Annotated in this window: 22 protein-coding genes and 1 pseudogene; 9 read left to right on the top strand and 14 right to left on the bottom strand. The window is 70.7% G+C overall.

What is annotated here, in order from left to right; genetic code table 11:
* Positions 1–2: 2 nt before the first annotated feature.
* The 3 genes and pseudogenes from wecB to JOD54_RS13025 all read right to left on the bottom strand — a co-directional run.
* A pseudogene (gene wecB, locus JOD54_RS13035) lies at positions 3–1,118 on the bottom strand (non-hydrolyzing UDP-N-acetylglucosamine 2-epimerase); the annotation flags it as partial.
* Positions 1,119–1,194: 76 nt separating this feature from the next.
* Positions 1,195–1,356, bottom strand: a complete 162-nt coding sequence (locus tag JOD54_RS13030; protein WP_204450784.1) for an LAXTG motif-containing small protein — start codon at positions 1,354–1,356, stop codon at positions 1,195–1,197.
* A gap of 13 nt (positions 1,357–1,369) precedes the next feature.
* A complete protein-coding gene (locus tag JOD54_RS13025) occupies positions 1,370–2,101 on the bottom strand; it encodes a choice-of-anchor protein CoaP (RefSeq protein ID WP_204450783.1) in 732 nt (243 codons plus the stop codon).
* A gap of 294 nt (positions 2,102–2,395) precedes the next feature.
* Between JOD54_RS13025 and xrtP the strand changes: the two genes are divergently transcribed.
* The 3 genes from xrtP to JOD54_RS13010 all read left to right on the top strand — a co-directional run bounded on the left by xrtP (position 2,396) and on the right by JOD54_RS13010 (position 5,028).
* Positions 2,396–2,917 carry an exosortase P gene (gene xrtP / locus JOD54_RS13020; protein ID WP_307859985.1) on the top strand — a complete coding sequence of 174 codons (522 nt, stop codon included), beginning with the start codon at positions 2,396–2,398 and terminating at the stop codon, positions 2,915–2,917.
* Positions 2,914–4,284 (top strand): XrtP-associated glycosyltransferase, encoded by a 1,371-nt coding sequence (locus JOD54_RS13015; RefSeq protein ID WP_504739767.1) that lies wholly within the window; start codon positions 2,914–2,916, stop codon positions 4,282–4,284. Before xrtP ends, JOD54_RS13015 begins: the two co-directional genes overlap by 4 nt.
* Before the next feature lie 132 nt (positions 4,285–4,416).
* A complete protein-coding gene (locus JOD54_RS13010) occupies positions 4,417–5,028 on the top strand; it encodes a hypothetical protein (protein ID WP_204450782.1) in 612 nt (203 codons plus the stop codon).
* 3 nt (positions 5,029–5,031) lie between these two features.
* Here the strand turns inward: JOD54_RS13010 and JOD54_RS13005 are convergent, their stop codons facing one another.
* Genes JOD54_RS13005 through JOD54_RS12995 form a run of 3 tightly spaced genes read right to left on the bottom strand, consistent with a single transcriptional unit; the run spans position 5,032 to position 8,234 of the window.
* Positions 5,032–6,201, bottom strand: coding sequence for a hypothetical protein (locus JOD54_RS13005; RefSeq protein WP_204450781.1), 1,170 nt, complete (start codon positions 6,199–6,201; stop codon positions 5,032–5,034).
* Positions 6,198–7,313 carry a helix-turn-helix domain-containing protein gene (locus JOD54_RS13000; protein WP_204450780.1) on the bottom strand — a complete coding sequence of 372 codons (1,116 nt, stop codon included), beginning with the start codon at positions 7,311–7,313 and terminating at the stop codon, positions 6,198–6,200. Before JOD54_RS13000 ends, JOD54_RS13005 begins: the two co-directional genes overlap by 4 nt.
* Positions 7,314–7,373: 60 nt before the next feature.
* Positions 7,374–8,234: a LysR family transcriptional regulator gene (locus JOD54_RS12995; RefSeq protein WP_204450779.1), complete on the bottom strand. Its 861-nt coding sequence runs from the start codon at positions 8,232–8,234 to the stop codon at positions 7,374–7,376.
* Positions 8,235–8,303: 69 nt separating this feature from the next.
* On the opposite strand from JOD54_RS12995, the gene JOD54_RS12990 reads away from it, so the two are divergent.
* The gene (locus tag JOD54_RS12990; protein ID WP_307859983.1) at positions 8,304–9,209 is read left to right on the top strand and encodes an EamA family transporter; all 906 of its coding nucleotides are present in this window, start codon (positions 8,304–8,306) and stop codon (positions 9,207–9,209) included.
* Between the two features lie 12 nt (positions 9,210–9,221).
* The gene (locus JOD54_RS12985; RefSeq protein WP_204450778.1) at positions 9,222–9,998 is read left to right on the top strand and encodes a peptidyl-tRNA hydrolase; all 777 of its coding nucleotides are present in this window, start codon (positions 9,222–9,224) and stop codon (positions 9,996–9,998) included.
* A 319-nt stretch (positions 9,999–10,317) separates the two neighbouring features.
* Here the strand turns inward: JOD54_RS12985 and JOD54_RS12980 are convergent, their stop codons facing one another.
* Both JOD54_RS12980 and JOD54_RS12975 read right to left on the bottom strand, forming a co-directional pair.
* Positions 10,318–10,689 (bottom strand): hypothetical protein, encoded by a 372-nt coding sequence (locus tag JOD54_RS12980; protein ID WP_372440310.1) that lies wholly within the window; start codon positions 10,687–10,689, stop codon positions 10,318–10,320.
* Positions 10,690–12,714, bottom strand: a complete 2,025-nt coding sequence (locus JOD54_RS12975; protein ID WP_204450777.1) for an ATP-dependent DNA helicase — start codon at positions 12,712–12,714, stop codon at positions 10,690–10,692.
* 182 nt (positions 12,715–12,896) lie between these two features.
* Here JOD54_RS12975 and JOD54_RS12970 point away from each other — a divergent pair, with 182 nt between their 5' ends.
* Together JOD54_RS12970 and JOD54_RS12965 are read left to right on the top strand one after the other, a co-directional pair.
* Complete coding sequence (locus JOD54_RS12970; RefSeq protein ID WP_204450776.1) at positions 12,897–13,592, top strand: choice-of-anchor P family protein; 696 nt, start codon at positions 12,897–12,899, stop codon at positions 13,590–13,592.
* A gap of 164 nt (positions 13,593–13,756) precedes the next feature.
* Complete coding sequence (locus tag JOD54_RS12965; protein ID WP_204450775.1) at positions 13,757–13,966, top strand: S1 RNA-binding domain-containing protein; 210 nt, start codon at positions 13,757–13,759, stop codon at positions 13,964–13,966.
* An 85-nt stretch (positions 13,967–14,051) separates the two neighbouring features.
* Here the strand turns inward: JOD54_RS12965 and serB are convergent, their stop codons facing one another.
* The 6 genes from serB to JOD54_RS12935 form a co-directional block, all read right to left on the bottom strand.
* On the bottom strand, positions 14,052–15,281 hold the full coding sequence (serB, locus tag JOD54_RS12960) for a phosphoserine phosphatase SerB (RefSeq protein WP_204450774.1): 1,230 nt from the start codon (positions 15,279–15,281) through the stop codon (positions 14,052–14,054).
* A gap of 372 nt (positions 15,282–15,653) precedes the next feature.
* Positions 15,654–17,429, bottom strand: a complete 1,776-nt coding sequence (gene ctaD, locus JOD54_RS12955) for an aa3-type cytochrome oxidase subunit I (RefSeq protein WP_204450773.1) — start codon at positions 17,427–17,429, stop codon at positions 15,654–15,656.
* 142 nt (positions 17,430–17,571) lie between these two features.
* Positions 17,572–18,813, bottom strand: coding sequence for an aldehyde dehydrogenase family protein (locus JOD54_RS12950; RefSeq protein ID WP_204450772.1), 1,242 nt, complete (start codon positions 18,811–18,813; stop codon positions 17,572–17,574).
* A gap of 43 nt (positions 18,814–18,856) precedes the next feature.
* Positions 18,857–19,483, bottom strand: coding sequence for a TetR/AcrR family transcriptional regulator (locus JOD54_RS12945; RefSeq protein ID WP_204450771.1), 627 nt, complete (start codon positions 19,481–19,483; stop codon positions 18,857–18,859).
* A gap of 76 nt (positions 19,484–19,559) precedes the next feature.
* Positions 19,560–20,201, bottom strand: coding sequence for a M50 family metallopeptidase (locus tag JOD54_RS12940; RefSeq protein WP_204456248.1), 642 nt, complete (start codon positions 20,199–20,201; stop codon positions 19,560–19,562).
* A gap of 83 nt (positions 20,202–20,284) precedes the next feature.
* Positions 20,285–21,355, bottom strand: a complete 1,071-nt coding sequence (locus JOD54_RS12935) for an FAD-dependent oxidoreductase (RefSeq protein ID WP_204450770.1) — start codon at positions 21,353–21,355, stop codon at positions 20,285–20,287.
* Between the two features lie 47 nt (positions 21,356–21,402).
* Here JOD54_RS12935 and JOD54_RS12930 point away from each other — a divergent pair, with 47 nt between their 5' ends.
* Both JOD54_RS12930 and JOD54_RS12925 read left to right on the top strand, forming a co-directional pair.
* Positions 21,403–21,966 (top strand): TetR/AcrR family transcriptional regulator, encoded by a 564-nt coding sequence (locus JOD54_RS12930; RefSeq protein ID WP_307859982.1) that lies wholly within the window; start codon positions 21,403–21,405, stop codon positions 21,964–21,966.
* Between the two features lie 429 nt (positions 21,967–22,395).
* Positions 22,396–22,785, top strand: a complete 390-nt coding sequence (locus JOD54_RS12925; RefSeq protein ID WP_204450769.1) for a hypothetical protein — start codon at positions 22,396–22,398, stop codon at positions 22,783–22,785.
* Positions 22,786–22,871: the final 86 nt, after the last annotated feature.

The following is a 22,871-nucleotide window of genomic DNA, read 5'->3' as shown; positions in this document are numbered from 1 at the left end:
GCGAGCAGTCTGCTCAACGCCGCGCAGACCCGTCCGGCGGCGCGCCCGTCGCCGAACGGGTTGGCGGTGTCGGGCACGCGCTGCCCGGTGACGAGGATCCGCTCGGCCTCCCCGAGCAGCGTGCCGCGGTCGGTGCCGACCAGGCGCGCGCAGCCCGCGCGGACGGCCTCCATGCGTTCGGTGACGTCGCGGGTGACCAAGACCGGGACGCCGAAGCTGGGGGCTTCCTCCTGGATACCACCGGAATCGGTGATCACCAGGGCCGCCCGGCGCAGCGCGCGCACGAGGTCGGGGTAGTCGAGCGGATCGGTGACCACGATGCCGGGGTGACCGCCGAGCGCGGAAGCGACCTGGGCGCGCACCTCCGGGTTGGGGTGGGCGGGCAGGAGGACCCGGACATCGCTGTGCCGGTCGGCCAGGGTGCGGACCGCGCCGAGGATCCCGGCCAGCGGCGCACCCCAGGATTCCCTGCGGTGCACGGTCACCAGGACCAGCCTGCCGCCGGTGCCGTCGAGGTCGCGCTCCAGCCGAGCGAGGGGCGCGCTCGCGGCCGGGAGGTCGACCGCGGCGATGTGGTGCACGGCGTCGACGACGGTGTTGCCGGTGACCTCGATCGCGGTGGCGGGGATGGCTTCGGCCCGCAGAGCGGCGGCGGCGTCCTCGGTGGGGGCCAGGTGCAGCGCGGCAATCCTGGCGACCATCTGCCGGTTGGCCTCTTCGGGGAAGGGTGCCGCGAGGTCACCGGTGCGCAAACCCGCTTCCAAGTGCACCACGGGAATGCCGCGCCAGAACGCGGCTAGAGCGCCCGCGAGAGTCGTAGTGGTGTCGCCCTGCACCAAGAGGACACCGGGGTCGCGGCGAGCCAGGATCGCGTCGAGCCGGGGCAGGAGTCCGCCGAGCAGCTCGGCCTGACCACCCGCGGGGCGGTCGACGACCATCACCTCGTCCGGGCCGAGGCCGAACGGGGCGAGGGCCTGTTCGACCATGCCGGGGTGCTGTCCACTGTGGACGACATAGGGGGCGAGGTCGGGATCGGCGGCGGCGGCGGCGAGCGCGACCGGCGCGGCCTTGACCGCCTCCGGTCTGGTGCCGACCAGGATCAGGACTTCGTTGCGCATGCTGGGTTCCTCGGGGTGGGAGAAGTGGATCCCGGGACCGGTGGGGAGGGTGGGCGCGCCCGGGATCCACTTCGGATCAGTCCGCCACGCGTCTGGCGCGGCGGCGGTTGACGTGCAGCAGCAGGAAGCCGGTGATCAGCAGGGCGACGCCAAGCGCGATCCACCAGCCGACGTCGGCGCCGGTCATCGCCAGACCCGCGCTGCCGCCAACGGCACCTCCGGTGGGTGCTCGGTACATGGTGGCCCCCCGCTCACGCCGTGTCGACGCGACGGCGCCGGATTGCCGTGACACCAACGGGTACAGCCACCAGCGCGAGGAGGGCGAGGCCCGCCCAGAGCCCCGCGCCGGAGGCCATCGGCATCGGCGGGGCGGCGACACCGCAGGTGGCGCTGCCCAGGACGAGGTCGCCTTCACCGACCAGCGCGTTGAGTCGCAGGTGGATCCCGTTGACGGTGAGGCTGCCGTCGGCGTGGCGGATCTGCTCGTTGAGCACCAGGGTCGCGACCCCCGGCACGCCGATGGTCGTGTTGGGAGCGGGCTCCACCGGCACGTCCGCCACGCTGAGCTCCACCCCGGCCAGCGTGGTGGAACCGGTGACGCCCGCCTGCGTGGCATCGCACGCGACGTTGATCGCCCCGACGTCGCCGAGTTCGGAGAGCAGCACGGAGACGTCGGCCAGGCTGGCCTCCGCGTGCACGACACCGGTGTGGTCATCGCGGCTCGCAGCGCTGGTCACCAGCCCCGCGGTCGCCACGCCGTCCACGTCCAGGCTCGCCAGCTGGGCGGAGGTGACGCCCTCGGTGCTGCTGGGAGCCAGCGGACCGACCTTCGCCGTGGTCTGGCCGAGCAGCGCGAGCTCGGAGCTCGCCACGTACGCGGACCCGTCGCCGGGGGCGGCGGCGGCCGGGGTGGCGCCCGCCAACACCGCCACCGCGGCGATCACGCCCGTGGCACAGGCGCGGCGAAGCCAACGCTGATACATCCGTTTCCTCCAAAGGGATTCGAGAGTCGCCGCCCACGAGATCCGCACGGGAGTGCGGTGGGGACCGGGGCTTGCGGTGGGCGTATCGCCGGCACCGGGGGCAAAGAGCACACATCTGGCCGGAAGCAACCCGATCGTGTGGATCACGACCCGGTTTCGGATTTCCGCTGACGCTGGGTGCATCCATTCCCGGTGCGACATCACCCGGATCGCGGATGCAGCCCTGGTGGTGGGGTGGCCGATGGAATTCCACGAGCGTCGGGTGAACGACGCACGGGCAAGGAAGGAGCAGCGGTGGCGCAGGCCCACTCGCTGCCGGTGCCCCGATCCACGACCAAGCTCATCGCGGTGCCGCTGCTGGCGCTCGCGGTGGCGCTGGTGATCGGCAACCGGCTGTACCGGACCGCGGAGATGGCGCTGGCGAGCGGGATCCTGCGGATCACCACCTCGTCCGGGGTCCTCCTGGTCCCCGAGCGACAGACCGTCTACTTCGGACTCGGGTCCGACACCGCGTTCGGGCTGCGGATGAGTCCGGAGTGCACCTCGGCGTTCCTGGTGCTGCCGCTGCTGGTGATCGCGGCGGTGATGATCGCGTTGCGCGGTCGCATCGCGGGCCGGGTCCTCGGCGCGCTGGCCGTGGCGACCGCCGTGGTCATCGCGGTCAACCAGCTGCGCGTGCTGACCCTGGTCGGCCTGATCGACTGGCTCGGCACCGACCAGGGCTACTACTGGGGGCACACGTTCCTGGGCTCGATGGTCAGCGTGATCGGCGGCGCGGCCGCCCTCGTGCTGTTCGTCTGGCAGGCCACGCGGTGAACCTCGCGCTGCTGCTCGGCTTCACCCAGGCGCTGGCGCTGACGATGAGCGTCGCGTTCATGACCTACGTGTGCCTGATCGTGGTCCCGTACCTGCGGCACCGGCGCGCGGCCCCCGGTGACCCGCACCGGTTGGAGTGGCACTTCTTCGTCCCCTGCCGCGACGAGCAAGCCGTCATCGGGGCCACCGTGCGCTACCTGCGCGGCACCTTCCCGCACGCCCACGTCTGGGTGATCGACGACGACTCCGGCGACGACACCGTCGGCGTGGTGCGGGCGCTCCAAGGCCCCCGCCACGGCGGTGACCGGCTGCTGCACCTGGTCTGCCGCAGGCTGCCCAACGCCCGCACCGGCAAGGGCGCGGCCCTCAACTCCGCGTACCGGGCGCTCAAGAGCTGGATGGGCAAGCACGCCGACACCGACCGCGCCGTCATCATCGTGGTGGACGCCGACGGCCGCCCCGCCGCCAACTGCCTGTCCGTCTGCGCCGCCGACCACCTCTTCGGCGACCCGAAGGTGGGGGCCGTCCAGGTCGACGTCCGGATGAGCAACCGGGGAACCGCCCCGCCGGAGGGGTCCTACTGGTCCCGCAAGTTCGGCCAGGCCATGGTGCGCATGCAGGACCTGGAGTTCCGCAGCGCCATCGCCGCCATCCAGATGTCGCGCGGCAAGACCGGCACCATCGCCATGGGCGGCAACGGCCAGTTCACCCGCCTGTCCGCGCTCGACTCGATCACCCACGCGCTGGGGCCGTGGCGGGGCGCGCTGCTCGAGGACTTCGAACTCGGGGTGCACCTGCTGACCGCGGGCTGGAAGACCGGGTTCACCATGGACACGCACGTGGACCAGGAAGCCCTCTACAGCCTGCGCCGGTTCCTGGCCCAACGCACCCGCTGGGGCCAGGGCACGATGCAGTGCGGCCGCTACGTCCGCCGGATCTTCGACTCCACCCACCTGTCCACGCTCGGCGCGGCGGAGATGCTCTACTACCTGGCGCAGCCCTGGATGCAGCTGCTGGGAACGCTGATCTACCCGATCCCGTTCCTGCTGCTCGGCGCGCGAGCCGCCACCGACTTCGACGCCGTGTGGTCGTGGTTCACCGGCGGCGCGTGGCTGCTGTTCCTGACCTACGGGGCGTTCGGCCTGCTGCCCTTCGTGATCTGGGGCCCGATCTACCGGCGGCGGTGCGAACCGGGCAAGGGCCTGCTGCGATCACTGGGGTACGGCCTGGCCTACGCCGTGTACATCTACACCTTCTACATCACGTCCTGGCGCGCGGTGACCCGCCTGGTCCGCGGCCAGAACGGCTGGAGCAAAACCCGCCGCAACGAAGAAGCCCGCGGCGGCGTCGTGTCCTTGGACCACTAACACTACTGTCCACATTGGCCCTTCACCAGACAGAACTCCGCTAGGCTGAGTCGTGCGCTGATCGCGCGGGACACGGGCCCGTGCGAGAAGATGGGTGCTCGCGGAGCGGATTGGGGTAGCCGGGGTGGATCGTTGAACGCTTACTCCGCGCTGTCGCACCTGGAACCAACCCTCCTGCCCGCTTGGGCCAGGCCGGGGTTGACCTGGGTACGAGCCCGGGTTTTCGACACCAGCGCCTGGTTCGCCTGCCAGGTAGACGACCACGAGCGCGGACGCAGGGCCGCCCACGGGCTGTCCGGACTCCATGATCTGAACCTCATCGACACGCTCATGACACTTCCGGCCGGTCTGCCGGTCCCGATGGGGTCGCTGGACGCGACCACCCGGGCGGCGCTGCGCCGGATGCCACCTGGTGTGGTCGACATCGGCGACGGGCAGGTCGTGCGAGCGGCAGTCCCAGTCCTCAACCCGCTGCTGGCGATCGTCCGGACCGACCACTGGCGCACTGGCCTCCTGCGCGCGTCCAGGTTCGCGGCCTACTGCTCGCGCCTCACGCTTCTGCGGTCGGCGCCGGAGGACATCGGCCCAGCGGTGGCGCTCGCACGTCGGGGTGGGGTCGGGCTCGCTGTGAGCTTCGGCCGAGAGGCCGAGGTCATCGTCGAACCGGAGGCCGTGGCCGATTGGCAACCGACCGCGGCAGCATGGTGGTTCAGCGAGGCAATCTTCCACGAGCTGGCCGGTTGACCGCTACCGCACGGCTGCGGTGTCGCTTGGCCACAACGGGAGTTCGGCCCAGTGCCGCAATGCTTTCTGCGGTTCGAGCGGCTCAAGCCTACCGAGCTGGGTAGCGATCATCTCGTGGTGGTGCACCGCTCCCGCGCACACGTTTCGCCAGTACTGCGCCCGGCCGTTCATGGAGGTGGCGGCGAGCATGTCGTCCGCCCAGCCGGACCACACCGCGACGGCGTGTGCCAGCGCCTCGTTCTGGTGCGCCTGTCCGGTGAACCGGGTCAGCCTGCGCTGCCCGCACACCGCACAGGGGCAGCGAGCGGCGATGTTCGGGCGGGCACCGTAGAGTGTGGCGATCTTGCTACCCCGCCACCAGCACGCCAGTTCGGGAAAGAGCACGCTCGGCGACCTGTCCTTGCCGCCACCGAAGGACTTGGGCTTCTCGGCTGGGCTCACGGTGTGGCGAACTGACCCACCCGTGCCGATCGCTGCCGCGAACGCGCCGTGCGCCATCAGGTCGAACGCGTTGAAATCCGTGCGCAACGGGAGCAGGGGGACCGCAGCCGCGAGCTCGCGCAAGTTCGGGATGACCCGCTTCGGATCATGGCCGATGGGGTCGAACTGCCCGCCCAAGATCGGCGCGATCGGACATCCGGCCGCCGCGAGGATGGCTTTGGTCTGGGCGAAGAACGCACGACCGAGCAACGAGATGTCCATCGGGACGACGAAGATGACGTCGTCGCGTCCCAGTGCCCGCACTTGGCGAACCGCGGCGCGGAGAGTGTCGACCTCACCCGCCGCGATGTATCCGGTGGGAGTCAGCACGGCTGTAGCGCCTGCCAAGCGTTGACGGTCAAGCAATTCAGACAAGGGGGGTACCAGAAGGCAGCCGGTAGGTCCGACGAACGGCTGCCCGGGCGTGGCAAAAGTCGTCTCGTACTCAGCCGGATCAATCAGCAACGGACCGACGAACCCGCCATCCCGCAGCTTCCGAGCACGGCGATACACGTTGGCACCCGCGAGAACCAAACCGCCACGAGCAGCACTCAAGTGCGGAAGGACGGCCGAAACCTGCTGGGGTCGGGTGTAGACGAGCATGCGGTCGTACAGGTCGTCGTGGGGTCCACCGGGCCGGATCGGGCCAGTCCTCGTGGCCAGACTCACCGCAAGAGCATCCGCATCGGTCACGTCCCACTCCCTTCCGAAGGCTCCCCGTCAACCAAGCCAACACCGAAAGCTCCTCGCAGCACCTCGAGCGGAGCACCTGCGACGCCTGCCGCCGCTCGTGGCCCACCGAGGTCGGCCACCGAAGACGCCAGCAGGGCGGGGACGACCCGAGTTCGCTCCCGCGGCAGTGGGTCCGGTTCGGTCGACCGCCACCCCAACGCGGACATCTGCGCGCTCACCGTGCGGTACCGCGAGTCGGTGACCACCGCGAGATCAACGGCGCGCCGCAACAAGGCGGCGGCCGAGACCCGCCACACCGATTTCAACTGGAGCAGTCGGGCGGGCGTGATCGGGGCAGCGGCCAGGTCGACTCGCACCTCTCGGGCGGGCGCGAGCAGTTCGGCGGCGAAGGCCTGCGCCATCTCCTCCACATCGAGGTCCACCTCGGGTGCGCAGACGAGGTGGCCGAGTTCGTGCGCGAGGGTGAACCGCTGGCGGTCCGTGGGCGCATCGGTGTTGACCACGAAAATCGGCGCCTCACCCGGCGGGTGGAGGCTTGTCGCGTCGACTTCCCGGCCCCCCAACGACATCGGGACGACCAGCACGCCGAGCCGTTCTGCGACGCCAGTGACCGACTCAACGGCGCCCTTGCCCAGCCCCAACGACTCCCGCACCGCCCTGGCCGCGTCGCTGGGCCCGTAAAGACCACCGACCGGCATCGGGGTCATGTCGAACACGGGGAGTTCAACCCCGACCGCGGCCGCGAGCCGGTGCAGAGCGAGCCGCACCAGGTTCACCTGGGCGTGCAGCCTGCGCAAAGTTGATGACTTCGTCGAAGTGCGATTGCGGTGGTAGAGGCACCCATCACCCAGCGACCACAGCTTCGCTTCGCTGACGAGGAGGTCTACCGTGCACCCCAGCGCCGCTGCGAACAACTCGGCCCGGTCCGCCTGCGCGGACAAGACCCCCTTCTCGACGCGGGACACGTACCCCTGGCTGATCTTCGGCCGCGCCCCGGACAGCTCACTCAGCCGATCGGCCAACTGCCCTTGCGTCCACCCGAGCGCTTCTCGGGCCGCGACCAGCACCTGAGGGTTCACCCCCGGCTCGTCCGGCCACAGCGAGTCACTCACCTCGCCGATAATACACGAGATTATTCCGAGGTTCATGCGACCAGGAGTGTCCGGGGGAGCTCAACCCGCGGGTTGTGCGACCCGCCGGATGAAGGCGGCCAGGTCGGTGACCGCCGGGTGGCTCGGCGGGTCGTTCCAGGCCAGGTGGAGGGGGAGGGCGGGGGCGTCGGTGAGGGGTTTGTAGGTGACGCCGGGGAAGGGGTGGATGGTGGCGGTGGCGGCGGAGCTGACACCGACTCCTTGGGTGGCGGCGATGGCCGCGAGCCAGTCGTCGGTGTTGTCGACCTCCAGGACCGTGGTGGGGCGGTGGGTCGCGCCCCACAGGCCGACGGTGGTGGTGCCGGTGGCGGGGTTGACGATGACGGGGTGGGTGGCCAGGTCGGCGAGGGTGAGGGTGTCGCGGTCGGCCAGGGGGCTGTCGGCGGAGACGGCGGCTACTCGGGGTTCGTCGTAGAGGTGGGTGCTGCGGACGCCGGGGCTTCGCAAGGGGGCCCGGACCAGGGCGGCGTCGACCCGACCGGACGCCAGCCCTGCCGACCGGTCGTCCATGCGCAACAGCTCCAGCGGCATCTTGGGGTGGGCTCGGTGCCACAGCCGCAGGACCGTCGCCGTGTGTTGACCCAAGGCGGACCAGGAATGGCCTAGGCGCAGCGGCCAGGTCCCCGCTCTGGCCGGGTCGAGTGCCGCGTCGACCGCCGCGACCGCTGTGGCGGCCCGAGCGCGGAAGTCCCGGCCCGCGTCGGTCAGTCGCAAGTGGTGGGTGGAGCGGTCGACCAGCCGCACGCCCAGGTGCGACTCCAGGGCCTGCAGCGTGCGCGACAACGCGGGTTGACCCGTGTGCAGCCGGGCCGCCGCGCGGGTGATGTTGCCTTCCTCGGCGATCACCAGGAAGGCCCGCAGGTGCCGCAACTCCACGGTCATGTCTGTAGAGCATAACCGCTGCTGGAATAGCATTTCACCTGCGGATTTCGCGTCCGTAGCGTCGGTGCCGTGAGCAATGAGCGAGGCGGGGACGCCGTGGGTGTTGGCCTGGTGTTGGGCGCGCTGGTGTCGCAGATGGTCGGTGCCGCGTTGGCCGCGCGGGTGTTCCCGCAGGCCGGGGCGGCGGGCATGGTCGGGCTGCGGCTCGGCCTGGGCGCCGTGCTGATGTGCTTGATCTGCAGGCCGAAAGTACGCGGCTACCGCCGAGCGGACTGGCAGGTCATCTTGGGCTTCGGCGCCGTGCTCGCGTGCATGAACCTGTGCTTCTACCAAGCCATCGCCCGCATCCCTCTTGGCGCGGCTGTCGCTCTAGAGGTGCTCGGCCCTCTTACGCTGTCTGTGGTTGCGTCGAAGCGGGCGAGTAGCTGGATGTGGGCCGCGCTGGCCGCTGGTGGCGTTGCCCTGCTCGGTCGCGGCGGGTTCGACGAACTCGACCCGATCGGGGTCGGGTTCGTGCTCGTCGCGGGTGCGCTGTGGGCCTGCTACATCCTGCTCGCCGCCCGCTCCGGCTCCCGGTTCCCGAAGACCGACGGAATCGCCCTGGCCCTCGCCGTCTCCGCCGCGATCAGCCTGCCCGTCGGGATCGCCGACGCCGGAACCCGGCTGCTCAACCCGGTCGTCCTGGTCATCGGTACGGCAGTCGCCGTGCTGGCGTCCGCGCTGCCCTACACGCTGGAACTCTTGGCACTGCGCAAACTCACCCCCGCGACCTTCGCCGTCCTCACCAGCCTGGCGCCCGCTCTCGCTGCCGCAGCGGGGTTCTTCCTGCTGGACCAGACCCTCGCCCTCACCGACATCGCCGCAATCGGCCTCGTGGTCGCCGCCTGCGCGGGCGCGGTCAGCACCCCGTCGCCGAAGCCGGTTGTCCACAGGCCCCGCGCCGCGACCCCCGTCCCGGTCGGTGTTCCCGAGTAGGCTGGCCGCACAATGACCATCCTGGATCCCCTCGCCGCCCGCTACGCCACGTGGCTGCGCCTGCCCGCCGAAGCCACCAACGACACCGGCGACGAGGACCCCGCCCTGGTCCGCGCCATGCCCATAGTCCTGCGCGTCGAGCGCGACCCCCAGCCAGCCCGCACCCCGCTCCTGGAAGCCGCCGCCGCAGCCGCCCTCGCCGTCTGCCTGGACGACCGCGCCGCTACACCAGAAGCCCCCTGGCACAACGAAGTCGACATCTGGGTCCGCAGCCGCATCCGCAAAGTCGCCCGCCGAGCCCGTGGCGCTCATTGGGAAGCCGTCCAAGACCTCCCCGGCATCACCATCTCCGTGGACGGCGCTGAAGCCCGCGCCCTGGTCCCCGGCCTAGTGGCCGAATCCCCAAAAGTGTTGTCCCGCCTACAAATCTCCGGCAGCGAACTCCCCGAGGACACCCCCGGCCCAGTCCCGCCCGAAACCCCCATCCTCTGGCTCAACCCCGACGTCCCCATGACCGTCGGCAAAGCCGCCGCCCAGGTCGGCCACGCCACCATGCTGCTGGCCGCCCTGCTCCACGCCACCAACCGCGCCGACGACCTGAAGTCCTGGTCCACCACCAACTTCCACTGCGCGGTCCGCACCCCCACCACCGCCCACTGGCACCAACTCCACCCCGGCCCAGACCCCGACAAAGCCTGGCAAACCCAACGCACCACAGCCGTCCGCGACGCCGGCTTCACCGAAGTAGCCCCAGGAACAGTCACCGTCATAGCCCAATGGCGCCCTTGACTCCACGAAGTACAGAGCCCCTACCCCGACGCCAGTAGCAACCACTGGACACTCGGAAGCCGCCCACCCGAAATGCTCGATGGGGCGGACTTGTTTTGTGTGGGGTGGCGGCAGTCGTAGCCTTGCCTCGCTGCAGGGCCATGCTCTTCGGCCCCGGCTTTTGCGGTCCTGCCACGGCTGGTGCAGGGGCCCCGCGCAAAACAAGTTCGCCCCATCGAGCACCCCGGACCACCGCGGATCCAGCGCAAAGCCGACCGCGCCCCATCGAGCACACTGGACCACCACGGGTCCGGTCGCAATGCCGAAGGTGAGCCGAAGATCACCGCTGCCAGATCACAAACAGCCCATCCTCAGTAGTCGTCATAGCCTCAACAAACGCGTCATTGTCAAAGTTCGGCAGCGACTGCAACCGCGCCATCAGGTCATCCGCCGACGGATGCCCAGCAGGAACCGCACACCCGCCCCCACCAGCCCGCATCAGCAGGAAGAACACATCTTCCTTCCACGGCCCCTCAGGCGTCGTCCGAATCGCGACCTCCGCGAGGTCGGTCCAGCTCACCGCCTCTTCGGTGCCGTCGGCCAGCGTTCTGCGCACGCCGGTGTCGTCCACGGTGATGCCGCGGTCGGGCATGGCAGAGCCGTCGCCGGGAATGACAGACACGCGTCCTCCGCTAGGGATCTCGAACTGCATTCAGCTCGCCGCCGCCAGTCGGCGCAGCGCGGCCCGCACGACCTCGGGATCGGTCGTCGGCCAGAAGGGGGGCAGGGACGCGCGCAGGAACCCGCCGTAGCGGGCGGTGGCCAGGCGCGGGTCGAGCACCGCGACCACCCCCTTGTCGTCCATCGACCGCAGCAGCCTGCCCGCGCCCTGGGCGAGCAGCAGCGCGGCGTGCGTGGCGGCGACCGTCAGGAACCCGTTGCCGCCCCTGGACTCCACGGCGCGTTGCCTGGCTGAGGCCAGCGGGTCGTCCGGGCGGGGGAACGGGATCCGGTCCATCACGACCAGCGTCAGCGACGGTCCCGGCACGTCCACCCCCTGCCACAGCGACAGCGTGCCGAACAGGCAGGTGGGCGGGTTCTCGGCGAATTTCTTGACCAGCAGGGCCGTGGAGTCGTCGCCCTGGCACAAGATGTCGACGTCGACCTTGTTGCGCAACTCGGCGGTGGCCTGCTTGGCGGCGCGCATCGAGGAGAACAGGCCCAGTGTGCGGCCACCGGCCGCGGTGACCAGTTCGCGCAGCTCTTCCAGGTACGCGGGTGGGAGCCCGTCGCGCCCTGGTGGGGGGAGGTGCCGCGCGGTGTAGAGGATGCCGGACTTGGGGTGGTCGAACGGGGAGCCGACGTCCATGCCGCTCCACCGGATGTCGTCGGTGGGTTCCTTGTCCGTCGCCGTTCCCTCGGCCTTGACGCCCACCCGCTGCTTGCCCGGCAGGCCCCACTGCTTGGCCAGGGCGTCGAAGGTGCCGCCGAGGGTCAGGGTCGCCGAGGTCAGCACTGTGGTGTTCTCGCCGAAGAGCTTCTCCCGCAGGAGCCCGGCCACGCCGAGCGGCGCGACCCGCAGCGACACCGGTCGAGGTCCGGCGGCGTTGATGTCCCCGCTCACCCACACGACGTCGCGCAGCTTGCCGTCCTCGGCGCCGAACGCCTCCAGGATCCGCACGGCGGTGTCGTGGACCTCTTCAAGCGCTGAGAGTGCCAGCTTGCGCGAGGTCGCCGCTTCGGGGTCGTCCTTGCGGTCCGGTCCGATCGCGGTGACGCACCCGTGCGCGGCGTCGCGGATCGCCTGCAGCGTGACGGCCACCGGCTCCGGCAGGTCGTCGACCCGGCCCGCGGGCGCCTCCGAGAGCAGCATCGCGAGGCCTTCACCAGCCTCGATGAGCCGGTCGGCGACCTCGTCGGTCACCAGCTTCCCCGACCGCCGCGCGGCGATCGACACCGCCGTCGCCGACAGCTCCCCGGTGGCCACCGAGGTGACCCGGTCGACCAGGTCGTGCGCCTCGTCGATGATCACCACGTCGTGCTCGGGCAGCACCTGGGCCGTGCCCAGGGCGTCGATGGCCAGCAGCGCGTGGTTGGTGACCACCACATCGGCCTTGCCCGCCTCGGCCCGCGCCCGCTCGGCGAAGCAGTCGGTGCCGATCGGGCAGCGCGACGCGCCGAGGCACTCGCGCGCCGACACCGACACCTGCCGCCACGCCTGGTCGGACACGCCGGGCACGAGTTCGTCGCGGTCGCCGAGTTCGGTGTCGCTGGCCCACTCGCGCAGCCTGCCGACCTCGCGCCCGAGCCGCGACACCGCGAACGGGTCGAACAGCACCTGGTCGTCCGGCTCGTCGGCGGGCCCGTCCAGGCGGTGCAGGCACAGGTAGTTGCGCCTGCCCTTGAGGATGGCGAAGGTCGGGGTGCGCTTGAGGGGCTTGGCCAGGGCCTTGGCGAGCCGGGGCAGGTCGCGGTCGACCAGTTGGCGCTGCAGCGCGATGGTGGCCGTGGAGATCACGACGGACTTGCCGTTGGCGACCGCGTGCCGGATCGCGGGCACCAGGTAGGCCAGCGACTTGCCGGTGCCGGTGCCCGCCTGGACCGCGAGGTGGTCGCCGGTGCGGATGCTGGCGTGCACCGCCTCGGCCATCTCGACCTGACCGGTGCGCTCCGCCCCGCCGACCGACTCGACCGCGGTCGCGAGCAGCTCGCGCAGCGGGGGCAGGGAGTCGGGCATGGCGGAGACGGTACCCGTGGGGCCCGTCAGTCCCGTTCCCAGTCCCACCCGGCCGCCGGTGTCCCCTGTCCGGGTGGCGGTCCGGTTCTCCAGGGTGACTCTCGCCCCCCACCTGGCACCTGGCCCGCGCACGCGATCCACTCGGAACGAGAGGATCGTTCACTTCGCGGAGGGAGTTCGACATGTCACCGGTCAGGGCACTGCGCACTGGCGTGTTGGCGGCGGCGACCAGCCTGCTCGCGCTCGCGGCACCAGCCGCGGCCAGCGTCGCCGCCGACAGCGTTCCCGCCGACAGCAGCGGCACGGTCGGCGGGGCGATGGCGCTGGTCGGCACCGAGGCGATCGACATCGGCCCGCTCGCGCCGTGCGCCGCCGGTGGCCCGGGCATCGGCACCACCACCGGCCAGACCTCCGACAAGGGCCTGGTCAGCTACGGCATGGGCAGCAGCACCTGCTCCTACGACCCGGCCACCGGCTCGGCGTCGGCCACCGTCAACGGCCGCCAGTTCCAGCTCAACCGGGAGAACGTCGCGGGCATCCCGGCGCTCAAGATCGCCACCTTCTCCGTCTCGTGCGCCACCAACGACGAGGGCGGCGTCACCAGTTCGGTGACCCTCGGCGGCATCACCGGCCTGCAGGTCCCGGAGGAGATCCCGCCGAACCTCACCATCCTCGTCCCGGGCTTCTTCCCCGAGGACCCGCCGATCGCCAAGGTCGTGCTCAACGACGTCGTCGAGGCCGAGGCCCCGGACCGCTCGGTCACCGTGCACGCCGCCAAGATCTGGCTCTACCCGGACGCCGACCCCGCGGGACCCCCGGCCCCCGGCAGCGGCTCGATCACGCTGGGATCGGTGACCTGCAACCCGGCCCATGACTAACAGGCCCGTGTGCTGCTAGCATTTTCGCCATGACTGCCGGGTCCGACATTCGTCGCGCACAGAACGGTCGCCCGGCGACCGCTTGATCACCCGGCGGGCCCGCGGCCCGCCCCTCCGCCACAGGTTCTCGATGGATCCCTTGTGGCGGAAGGAGGTGAGAAACAATGAAGTGGTCAGATTTCACATCCCAGCACAAGCCGGGTGACGTCATCGATGGCGTCGTCACCGGCACCGTCGACTTCGGTTCGTGGGTCGAGTACGCGGGGTTCACCGGTTTGGTGCACGGGCAGACCCTGCCCGTCGGCGCCGCCGTGGCGGTCCGGATCCTGGCGATCGATCCCGAGCGGGAGCGGTTCAGCCTGGAGCAGGTGTGAGGTAGGCGCTGGTCCGGGGAAGGTGAGATTCCCCGGACCAGCGCTGCTGATTACAGCACGCTTCCCAGCGGCGGACCCGGTGGCCCTAAAGGCGTTCCGGGTCCAGCCCGTCGGCGAGGTCGGCGGCTTCGATCTCGTCTCGGGTGACGCCCAGGACGAAGAGGACGGCGTCGAGGTAGGGGTGGGAGAGGGCGGTGTCGGCCACTTCGCGGAGGGCGGGTTTGGCGTTGAAGGCGATGCCGAGGCCCGCGGTGGCGAGCATGTCGATGTCGTTGGCGCCGTCGCCGACGGCTACGCATTGGGTGAGGGGGATGTGGAAGGCCTCGGCGAAGTGGCGCAGGGCCACGGACTTGCCCTCGCGGTCGACGACCTCGCCGATGACGCGGCCGGTGAGGGTGCCGTCGACGACCTCGAGTTCGTTGGCGGCTTGGAAGTCGAGGCCGAGGTCGGCGCCGATGCGGTCGATGATGGCGGTGAAGCCGCCGGAGACGACGCCGCAGCGGTAGCCGAGGCGCTTGAGGGTGCGGATGGTGGTGCGGGCGCCGGGGGTCAGCTGGACCTCGGCGGCCACCTCGTCGAGGACCGCGGCGGGCAGGCCAGCCAGGGTGGCCACGCGGCGGTGCAGGCTCTCGGTGAAGTCGATCTCGCCGCGCATGGCGGCCTCGGTGATCTCGCGGACCTCGGCCTCGCACCCGGCCTTGGCGGCCAGCATCTCGATGACCTCGCCCTGGATCAGGGTGGAGTCGACGTCGAAGACGATCAGGCGCTTGGCGCGGCGGGCGAGCAGGTCGCGCTCCACGGCGATGTCGAGGCCCACCTTGACCGACAGCCTGGCCAGCACCGACCGCAGCGCCGCGTCGGCCTCGTCGGTGTCCTGCGGGACCGACACGCGCAGTTCCAGGCCGGTGACCGGGTAGTCGGCGACCCGGCGGATGGAGTCGATGTTGACCTCGAGCTGGGCCAGCTTGCGGGCCACCTCGCCCAGGGCGCGGGCGCTGACCGGGCGGCCGAGCACGACCAGCACGTGGGTGGACCCGCCGCGCGGCTGCGGGTCGACGCCGATCTCCACGTCGACCCGCATGGCGACGGTGGCCATGGCCTGCTCGACGGACTCCTGCAGGCCCTCGGGGTCGTGGTCGGTGCTGACCAGCGCGCCGAGCACCAGTTGGCCGCGGATGACGACCTGCTCGACGTCGAGGATGTCGACGCCGTGCCTGGTCAGCGCGGCGAACAGCACGGAGGAGACCCCCGGCTTGTCCGGTCCGGTGACCGTGATCAGGACAGGGGTCTGGCGGGGACCAGCTGAGGTGGACACGATCCGGTGACTCCCATGACGACTGGCCGTCCGCCGCCCCGGCGTCCGGCTGATGGGTGACTGCGCGTGGTGCGGACGGCGGCCCGTCCCCCGGTCGGGTCACGGCGGGGGTGGTGCCCGCGGTCCCCGGCGGGGCTGGTGCGCCCCCGGCAGGCGTCGTCGGCTGCCGTCAGGGCAGGGACCGCGTGGAGTTGCCCTGATCGGCGCCCGTGGCAGACACCTTCGGCTGCCGCCGACCGGGCCGGGAAGTCCACAGTGGATCTTCCGGAAACGCGAAGACGGGTGGAGCGAAGGCAGCTCGCGCGCCTGGGCTCCACCCGTCTCAGTCCTTCCACCGGCTCCGCTCGGTCAGCGCCGAGCGGCCGGGTTCGCTCAATTGGGCAACGTGGGGTCGCCCTTCGAGATCTCGTCGGGGTTCATCTTCTCGGCAATGACCTCGGAAGGGGCCGGTTTGTGGCCGTGGCCACCGAGCAGACCCACGTACTTGTCCGCCTCGGTCGCCTCCCGCATGTGCGGGTAGTGCAGGTCGAACGCGGGCCGCTCGGAGCGGATCCTGGGCAGCTCGGTGAAGTTGTGCCGCGGCGGCGGGGAGCTGGTGGCCCACTCCAGGGAGTTGCCGTAGCCCCACGGGTCGTCGGCGGTGGTGATCTCGCCGTAGCGGTAGCTCTTGAACACGTTGTAGATGAACGGCAGCGTCGAGGCGCCCAGGATGTACGCGCCGATGGTGGAGATCGTGTTCAGCGTGGTGAAGCCGTCGCTGGGCAGGTAGTCGGCGTAGCGGCGCGGCATGCCCTCGTTGCCCAGCCAGTGCTGGACCAGGAACGTGCCGTGGAAGCCGATGAACGTGGTCCAGAAGTGCAGCTTGCCCAGCGGTTCGTCGAGGAACCGGCCGGTGATCTTCGGGAACCAGAAGTAGATGCCCGCGAAGGTGGCGAACACGATCGTGCCGTAGAGCACGTAGTGGAAGTGGGCGACGACGAAGTACGTGTCGGAGACGTGGAAGTCGATCGCCGGGGCGGCCAGCAGCACGCCGGTGAGGCCGCCGAAGAGGAAGGTGACCAGGAAGCCGACGCTGAACAGCATCGGGGTCTCGAAGGTCAACTGCCCCTTCCACATGGTGCCGATCCAGTTGAAGAACTTCACGCCGGTCGGCACCGCGATGAGGAAGGTCATGAAGGAGAAGAACGGCAGCAGCACCGCGCCGGTGGCGTACATGTGGTGCGCCCACACGGTCACCGACAGCGCCGCGATGCCCAGGGTCGCGTAGACCAGGCCGCGGTAGCCGAAGAGCGGCTTGCGGCTGAAGACCGGGAAGATCTCCGAGACGATGCCGAAGAACGGCAACGCGACGATGTACACCTCGGGATGGCCGAAGAACCAGAACAGGTGCTGCCAGAGGATGACGCCGCCGTTGGCCGGGTCGAACACGTGCGCCCCGAGTTGGCGGTCGGCCAAGAGCCCGAACAGCGCCGCGGTGAGGATCGGGAACGCGAGCAGCACCAGCACGCTGGTGATCAGGATGTTCCAGGTGAAGATCGGCATCCGGAACATGGTCATGCCGGGCGCGCGCAGGCAGACGATGGTGGTCAGCATGTTGACCGCGCCGAGGATGGTGCCCAGACCACCGACCGCCAGACCGGTGATCCACAGGTCCGCGCCGACGCCGGGCGAGTGGATCTTGTCCGACAGCGGCGTGTAGGCGAACCAACCGAAGTCAGCGGCACCGCCGGGGGTGAGGAACCCGAACATCACGATGATGCCGCCGAACAGGTACAGCCAGTACGAGAACGCGTTCAACCGGGGGAACGCCACGTCGGGCGAGCCGATCTGCAGCGGCAGCACGAAGTTGGCGAACCCGAACAGGATCGGCGTCGCGTACAGCAGCAGCATGATCGTGCCGTGCATGGTGAACAGCTGGTTGTACTGCTCCTGCGACAGGAACTGCTGGCCTGGCACGGCCAGCTCGGACCGGATCAGCATGGCCATCGCGCCGCCCACCATGAAGAAGGCGAACGAGGTGACCAGGTACATGATCCCGATCTGCTTGTGGTCCGTGGTGCGGAACAGCCGCAGCAGGTACGAACCCTTGGCCGTCTCGCGCGCCGGGTAGGGCCGCGTGGCGATCGGCTGCGGGGCTACTGCCGTCACTCCTGCCTCCTGCTGCTGGTGGTGGGCGTCCTCGTCCGGACCGGCAGAACGGCCCGTTGGGGGGATCGTAGCCCCGGCGGTGGGCCCGGGCTCGGGTGGGGACGGTGTGCTGTGGACAACTGTGGATCAGCAGTTGCCCAGCTCACACCGGCAGGACGGCGTACTGGCGCAGGGTCAGGTCGGTGAAGGTGACCGGGCCGCGCGGGCCGGGCACGCGGTCGATGTTGATCCCCGTCTCCGGCACGCCGAGCAGCTTGAACCCGTCCAGCAGCCGGGTGGGGGCGTTCCAGAAGACACCCGTTCCGGTGTACGCGGCGATGAACTCGTCGGCCCGCGCGCGGTCGGTGGTGACGATGCCCGCGGCCAGGCCGGAGGTCTCGGTGTTGGCGATGGCGGCCGCGTGCTTGAGGTCGTCGACCTGGGCGATGGTGACGGTGGCCTCGCGGTCGGAGTCCAGCGCCCACTCGTAGCCGATGGCGTGCTCGTGCGGCGCCAGTGAGGCGGTGACGCCCGCCGCGGCCAGGGCGGACTGGATGCCGGGCAGCGCGGAGTCGTAGACGTCGCGGTGGACCAGCAGGAGGTTGAGCCGGTTGCAGACGCCGAGGCGGTCGAGGCTGCGGGTGATGAGGTCCTCGGCGACCGCCGGGTCGGCCTTGGTGTCGTAGTAGAGGACTCCCCCGCCGTCGGCGTGCGCGAGGGTGCGCACCCCGGAGGCGGCGGCGCGGCGGCCCAGTTCGCGGGTGCTCTCGCCGCTGCCGCGCAGGATCACGAGGGGGACGAGGTGCGGCAGGTCCACCAGCGCACCGGCGGCTTCGCGGTCCGGGCTGGGGACGAGCTGGATCGCGTCGGGGTCCAGGCCCGCGTCGGACAGGGCGGGGGCCACGACGTGCTCGATGAGGGTGGTCGCGGAGCGCAGGGCGGCGGAACCGGTGCGCAGGACGCCCCCGTTGCGGGACTTCACCAGCTGGGAGGCGACGTCCACGGTGACGTTGGGTCGGGCCTCGTAGTTGGCGCCGATGACGCCGACGGGCCTGCGCAGCTCGACGAGCTTGAGTCCGCCGTCGAGGGTGCCGATCTGGCGGGACCGCTGCGGGTGGGCCACGGAGGCGAGCAGGCGCAACTGCTCGGCCATGTCGGTGAGCCGCTGGTCGGTGATGCGCAGCCGGTCGAGCAGACCACCGCTCATCCCCGACGCCTCAGCGGCGGCGACGTCCTCGGCGTTGGCGGCCAGCACCTTGGCCCGCGCCGAGGACAGCCGGGCCGCCATCTCGGCGATGGCGTTGTCGATCGTCTCGTCGTCCGCCCCCGCCAACGACGGCGCCGCGGCGAACGCCCTGGTCGCGCACGCGGAAACGAGTTCGCCGATGGTGGTCTGGTCGGTCACGGTCGATCCTTTCGCCTAGGTCGCGCTAGGCGTGCAGTCTGCCCTAGTGGTGCGGTTGGACCGTCGAGGCGTAGAAGGCGGCGACGAGCTGGAGCCGCTTCTCGTCGAGGTCCGGCCTCGGGTAGACGGCGTTGACGAAGGTCTCGCCGTCGAACATGTGCAGGCCGGTGAACACCGCGACCTGCCGGATCTCGTCCGGCTGGGCGGCGATCGCCGGGATGCGCAGCGCGGTCAGGTAGATGTCCTTGGAGTAGGACTCGATGGTCGGCGCGAGCCGGGTCCGCAGCTCTTCGTCGGTGCGGGCGGCCAGCAGCAGCTCGAACCAGACGATGTTGAGCGGGGAGCGGGACGCCTCGCGGATGGCGCGCAGGACCTCGAGGAAGTCGCTGCCCTCGGCTTCGAAGAAGGGGTGCACGCGGGCCAGGAAGTTCTCGATCTGCCGCCGCCCCACCTCCTCGGCCACGGTGACGATGAGGTCCAGGCGGGTCTCGAAGTGCCGGAAGAGCCCACCGTGGGAGACCCCCGCGCGACCGCAGATCTCCTGGACGGAGGCCCTGGCGTAGCCCACCTCGGAGATCGCGGTGATCGTCGCGTCGACAAGCTTGCCGACAGTGGCCTCGCGGCGCTCGCGTTGGGTGCGTCGCTGGGGCCGCCCTTGTGCCTCGGTCATGGTGCCGACCTTTCGGGTGGGGGTCTCAGTGAGCACAACGGGTCGGGGGGTGGGCAGGACACGGGTGGATCCCGGTCTAGAGCAGGAGCCAGCCCGCCGCCAGCAGGACCGAGCCGAAGTTGACCATGGCGAAGGTGCCCACCCAGAAGAACGCGGGAGCGCCGGTGAGGCGGGCCAGCTGGTCGGCGTCGGAGTCCTGGGCCTGGCCCTGGCGGCGTTTGCCCTGGAGTTCGAACACGGGGCGCAGGCCGCCGAGCAGGAGGAACCAGGCGATCAGGTACGCGAAGGCGCCCTGGACCTCGTCGGTGGCCAGCCAGGACACGGCGAAGAGGACCGCGCCGGTGGCGACCACGGTGAACACGCCGTAGGCGTTGCGGATCATGACCAGGACGGCGAAGAGGAGGACGGCGCAGATCACCAGCACGGCGGTCACGCGGTCGGTGCCCAGCAGCGCGGCGAAGGCCAGCCCCAGCAGGGATGGCGCGACGTAGCCCGCCAGGGCGGTGCAGATCATCCCGGGGCCCTCCGGCTTGCCCCGGGAGACCGTGACACCCGAGGTGTCGGAGTGCAGGCGGATCCCGGCCAGGCGGCGACCGGCCAGGACGGCGATGAGGGCGTGGCCCGCCTCGTGCACGATGGTGATCACGTTGCGCGCGGGGCGCCAGAACGCGTTGACCGCTACCAGGACCAGGGCGATACCGGCGGTGACCAGCACCATCGTGTTCGGCGGCTCCCACTGGTCGCCGAAGATCTGTTGCCAGAGGTCGTTGGTCGCGGCTGGGTGCACCCCCCGATCTTCCCCTACCCGAGCGGCGTGACCGGCGGGTACCAGTCGAGTGTCCGCTCGACGGCGCGGTTGAGCAGGCCGGTCGGGAGCAGGCGGACCAGGGTGTTGCGCCACGGCGCCCCGCTGTGGACGAGCTTGCCGGTGGTGAGGGAGCGGCGGGCTATGGCTTGCGAGCGTGGCCTACGCACCGCGTCGTACTGCGCCAGGTCGTCGGCTAGAGCCGCCAAGGTGACCGCGTCCTCCAACGCCTGACAGCCGCCCTGGCCCATGTTGGGGGTCATTGCATGCGCCGCGTCGCCTACTAGAGCGACGGGACCACGTACATATGTGGGCAATTCGGGCAGGTAGTAGAGGTCATGCCTTAAGACGGTCTCGGCGCGGTTGACCAAGTCCGGGATGGGGTCGTGCCAGTCGCCGAAACGGCGCCGGAGTTCGGCCAGGTCGCCGTCGGGGAAGGCGGTGTTCGGCGGGACTACGGCGGCCGCGTAGGCATAGACCCGGTCGTCGCTCATGGGGAAGATCCCGAAGACCTGGCGGTCACCCCAGGTCTCGCTGGCAGATACGTCTCGCGCTGGTAGGACCATGCGCCACGCGGTGTGCCCCGTGGGGCGCGGTGGTTGCGCGTCTGGCCAGAAGGCGGCACGAACGGTGCTGCGGAGGCCGTCGGCGCCAACGAGCAGGTCGAACCGCGAGCCGTTGACCACAGGCTTGCCGTCGACGACGGCCAGGTCGTCCACCGGCGTCCCAGGGCGCAGGACATCCGGCGGGACCGCGCTGAGCAGCACCTCCAGCAGGTCCGCGCGGTGGACCATCGCGAGGTCCGCGGCCGAACTCCGCGCCAACCAGCGGCCGTTCTTGTCCCGCAGTCCGCCGTTGCCCGGGTTGGACCCCCTGGCCCGCACCTGGTCGCCGACACCGATCGCGTCCAGCGCCCGCAGCGCGTTGCGCCACAGCGAGATCCCGGCCCCGACCTCGCCGAACTCCGCCGCCCGCTCGAACACTGTCGGCCGCCAACCCCGCCCGGCGAGCCCGATCGCCGTCGCCAGGCCCGCGATCCCGCCGCCCACCACCGCCGCTGTCCGCATATCCCCTCCCCGTGCTCTACATCTGTAGAGCACTCTACACTTGTAGAGTGCGACGAACCGAGCTCACCGATGCGGCGATCGCCACACTCGCCCGCGAAGGCCTCCGAGGACTGACCCACCGCGCCGTGGACCGGGCGGCGGGCCTGCCCGAGGGTTCCTGCTCGTACTACTTCCGCACCCGCCACGCCCTGTTGGCCGCGACCGTCCAGCGACTGGCCGACCTGGACGCCGACGAACTCGCCCCGGTCACCCCGGTACCCGCCCGGATCACCGCCGAACACCTGGCCGCCCTGATGGCAGGCATGGCGGAGAGATCTGCGACGGTGAACCGAGACCGCATGGTCGCCAGGTACGAGCTGTCCATAGAGGCAACCCGCCGCCCAGAACTGCGCGAGGCCCTGGTGGCGGTCGGCGAGCGCTACCGGGTCTTGGCCGCGGACCTACTCGCGGCCGCAGGCGCCAAGGACCCACAACGCCAGGGCCGAGCCCTGGTCGCCTTCCTCGACGGAATGATCTTCGACCGCATCGCCGGAGCAGGCGCGATGCCGCTGGACGCCGAGGGGTTCCGAGAGTCCTTCACCGAGGCCCTGCACGGCATCCTCGAGCGGTGATCGGCGGCCGCTGCGGAGAGGCCGCCTGCGCGGGCGCCATGTCGCTGGGCACCGAAGGCGTCCAACTCAGAGGCGCTGCGGGAGTTCGCGGGCGGTGCCCACTTTGGGAAGGCTCGCCGCCACCTACGCAGTGCCCTAGCCGCACGCCTTGACAGGATCACCCTTAGCCGCATCGCCGCAGCGGTGCCCACCACTCGACGCCTGGGCCGTCCCGGGAATCCTTCGCCGAGACCTTGCACGGCACTCTCGGGCGGTGATCGGCAGCCGCCACAGGAAGGCTCGCCGCCACAACGGCCGCGTCCCGACGGGGCAACTTCGACGCATCGCCGCGCAGGCGCCCCTGCACGCAGAGGCCTACCAGGCGGCTGGCGCTGGGCCTGCCGCGTTCTCGGGCGGTGATCGGGGGCCACCGTGGGTAGCCTCGCCGCCATGGTGAAGTTGAGTTGGGTGCCGCGGGTGCTGGGGATCGCGACCGCGCTGTACGGGGCCGCGGTGGCGGTGCGGCCCGCCCTGATGGCGCGGCCGACGGGGTTGGTGACTTCTACTGGGGAGCCCGCGCGTGGGGTGGCGGTGCTGACCAGGAGCATCGGGGTGCGGGATGTGGCCACGGGGCTGGCGATGGCGGTCGCCCCGGCTGGCAAACCGCTTCGTACGGCGATCGCGGTGCGGGTGGCCGCGGACGTGGCGGATGCGGTGGGGTTCGGGACCGGGTTGCCCGACGCCGAGGCTCGGCGGAAGTCGGCGGTGGTGGCCGGGGTGTGGGCGGGGCTGTGCGCGCTCTCGGCGCTGACCGCGGGAGCACCGGACCGGGGTAGATGAGCCGCTCCCCGTTGTCGGTCCGTTGTGGTTGACTGGCTGTGGTCGCCCGCATCGCGCCGGTGACGCTCCGGTGGGCCCACCGGGGT

Origin of the sequence: Actinokineospora baliensis, assembly GCF_016907695.1 — a bacterium.
Lineage (GTDB): Bacteria > Actinomycetota > Actinomycetes > Mycobacteriales > Pseudonocardiaceae > Actinokineospora > Actinokineospora baliensis.
The sequence above is the reverse complement of the archived record's forward strand: the minus strand, read 5'-3'. Positions and strand labels throughout refer to the sequence as shown.

Coding starts and splice junctions, on each gene's coding strand:
- JOD54_RS13030 (WP_204450784.1), bottom strand. CDS start 1,356: ATGTACCGAGCACCCACCGGAGGTGCCGTTGGCGGCAGCGCGGGTCTG.
- JOD54_RS13025 (WP_204450783.1), bottom strand. CDS start 2,101: ATGTATCAGCGTTGGCTTCGCCGCGCCTGTGCCACGGGCGTGATCGCC.
- JOD54_RS12995 (WP_204450779.1), bottom strand. CDS start 8,234: ATGACCGTGGAGTTGCGGCACCTGCGGGCCTTCCTGGTGATCGCCGAG.
- JOD54_RS12985 (WP_204450778.1), top strand. CDS start 9,222: ATGACCATCCTGGATCCCCTCGCCGCCCGCTACGCCACGTGGCTGCGC.
- JOD54_RS12980 (WP_372440310.1), bottom strand. CDS start 10,689: ATGCAGTTCGAGATCCCTAGCGGAGGACGCGTGTCTGTCATTCCCGGC.
- JOD54_RS12975 (WP_204450777.1), bottom strand. CDS start 12,714: ATGCCCGACTCCCTGCCCCCGCTGCGCGAGCTGCTCGCGACCGCGGTC.
- JOD54_RS12970 (WP_204450776.1), top strand. CDS start 12,897: ATGTCACCGGTCAGGGCACTGCGCACTGGCGTGTTGGCGGCGGCGACC.
- JOD54_RS12965 (WP_204450775.1), top strand. CDS start 13,757: ATGAAGTGGTCAGATTTCACATCCCAGCACAAGCCGGGTGACGTCATC.
- JOD54_RS12945 (WP_204450771.1), bottom strand. CDS start 19,483: ATGACCGAGGCACAAGGGCGGCCCCAGCGACGCACCCAACGCGAGCGC.
- JOD54_RS12940 (WP_204456248.1), bottom strand. CDS start 20,201: ATGGTGCTGGTCACCGCCGGTATCGCCCTGGTCCTGGTAGCGGTCAAC.
- JOD54_RS12935 (WP_204450770.1), bottom strand. CDS start 21,355: ATGCGGACAGCGGCGGTGGTGGGCGGCGGGATCGCGGGCCTGGCGACG.
- JOD54_RS12925 (WP_204450769.1), top strand. CDS start 22,396: ATGGTGAAGTTGAGTTGGGTGCCGCGGGTGCTGGGGATCGCGACCGCG.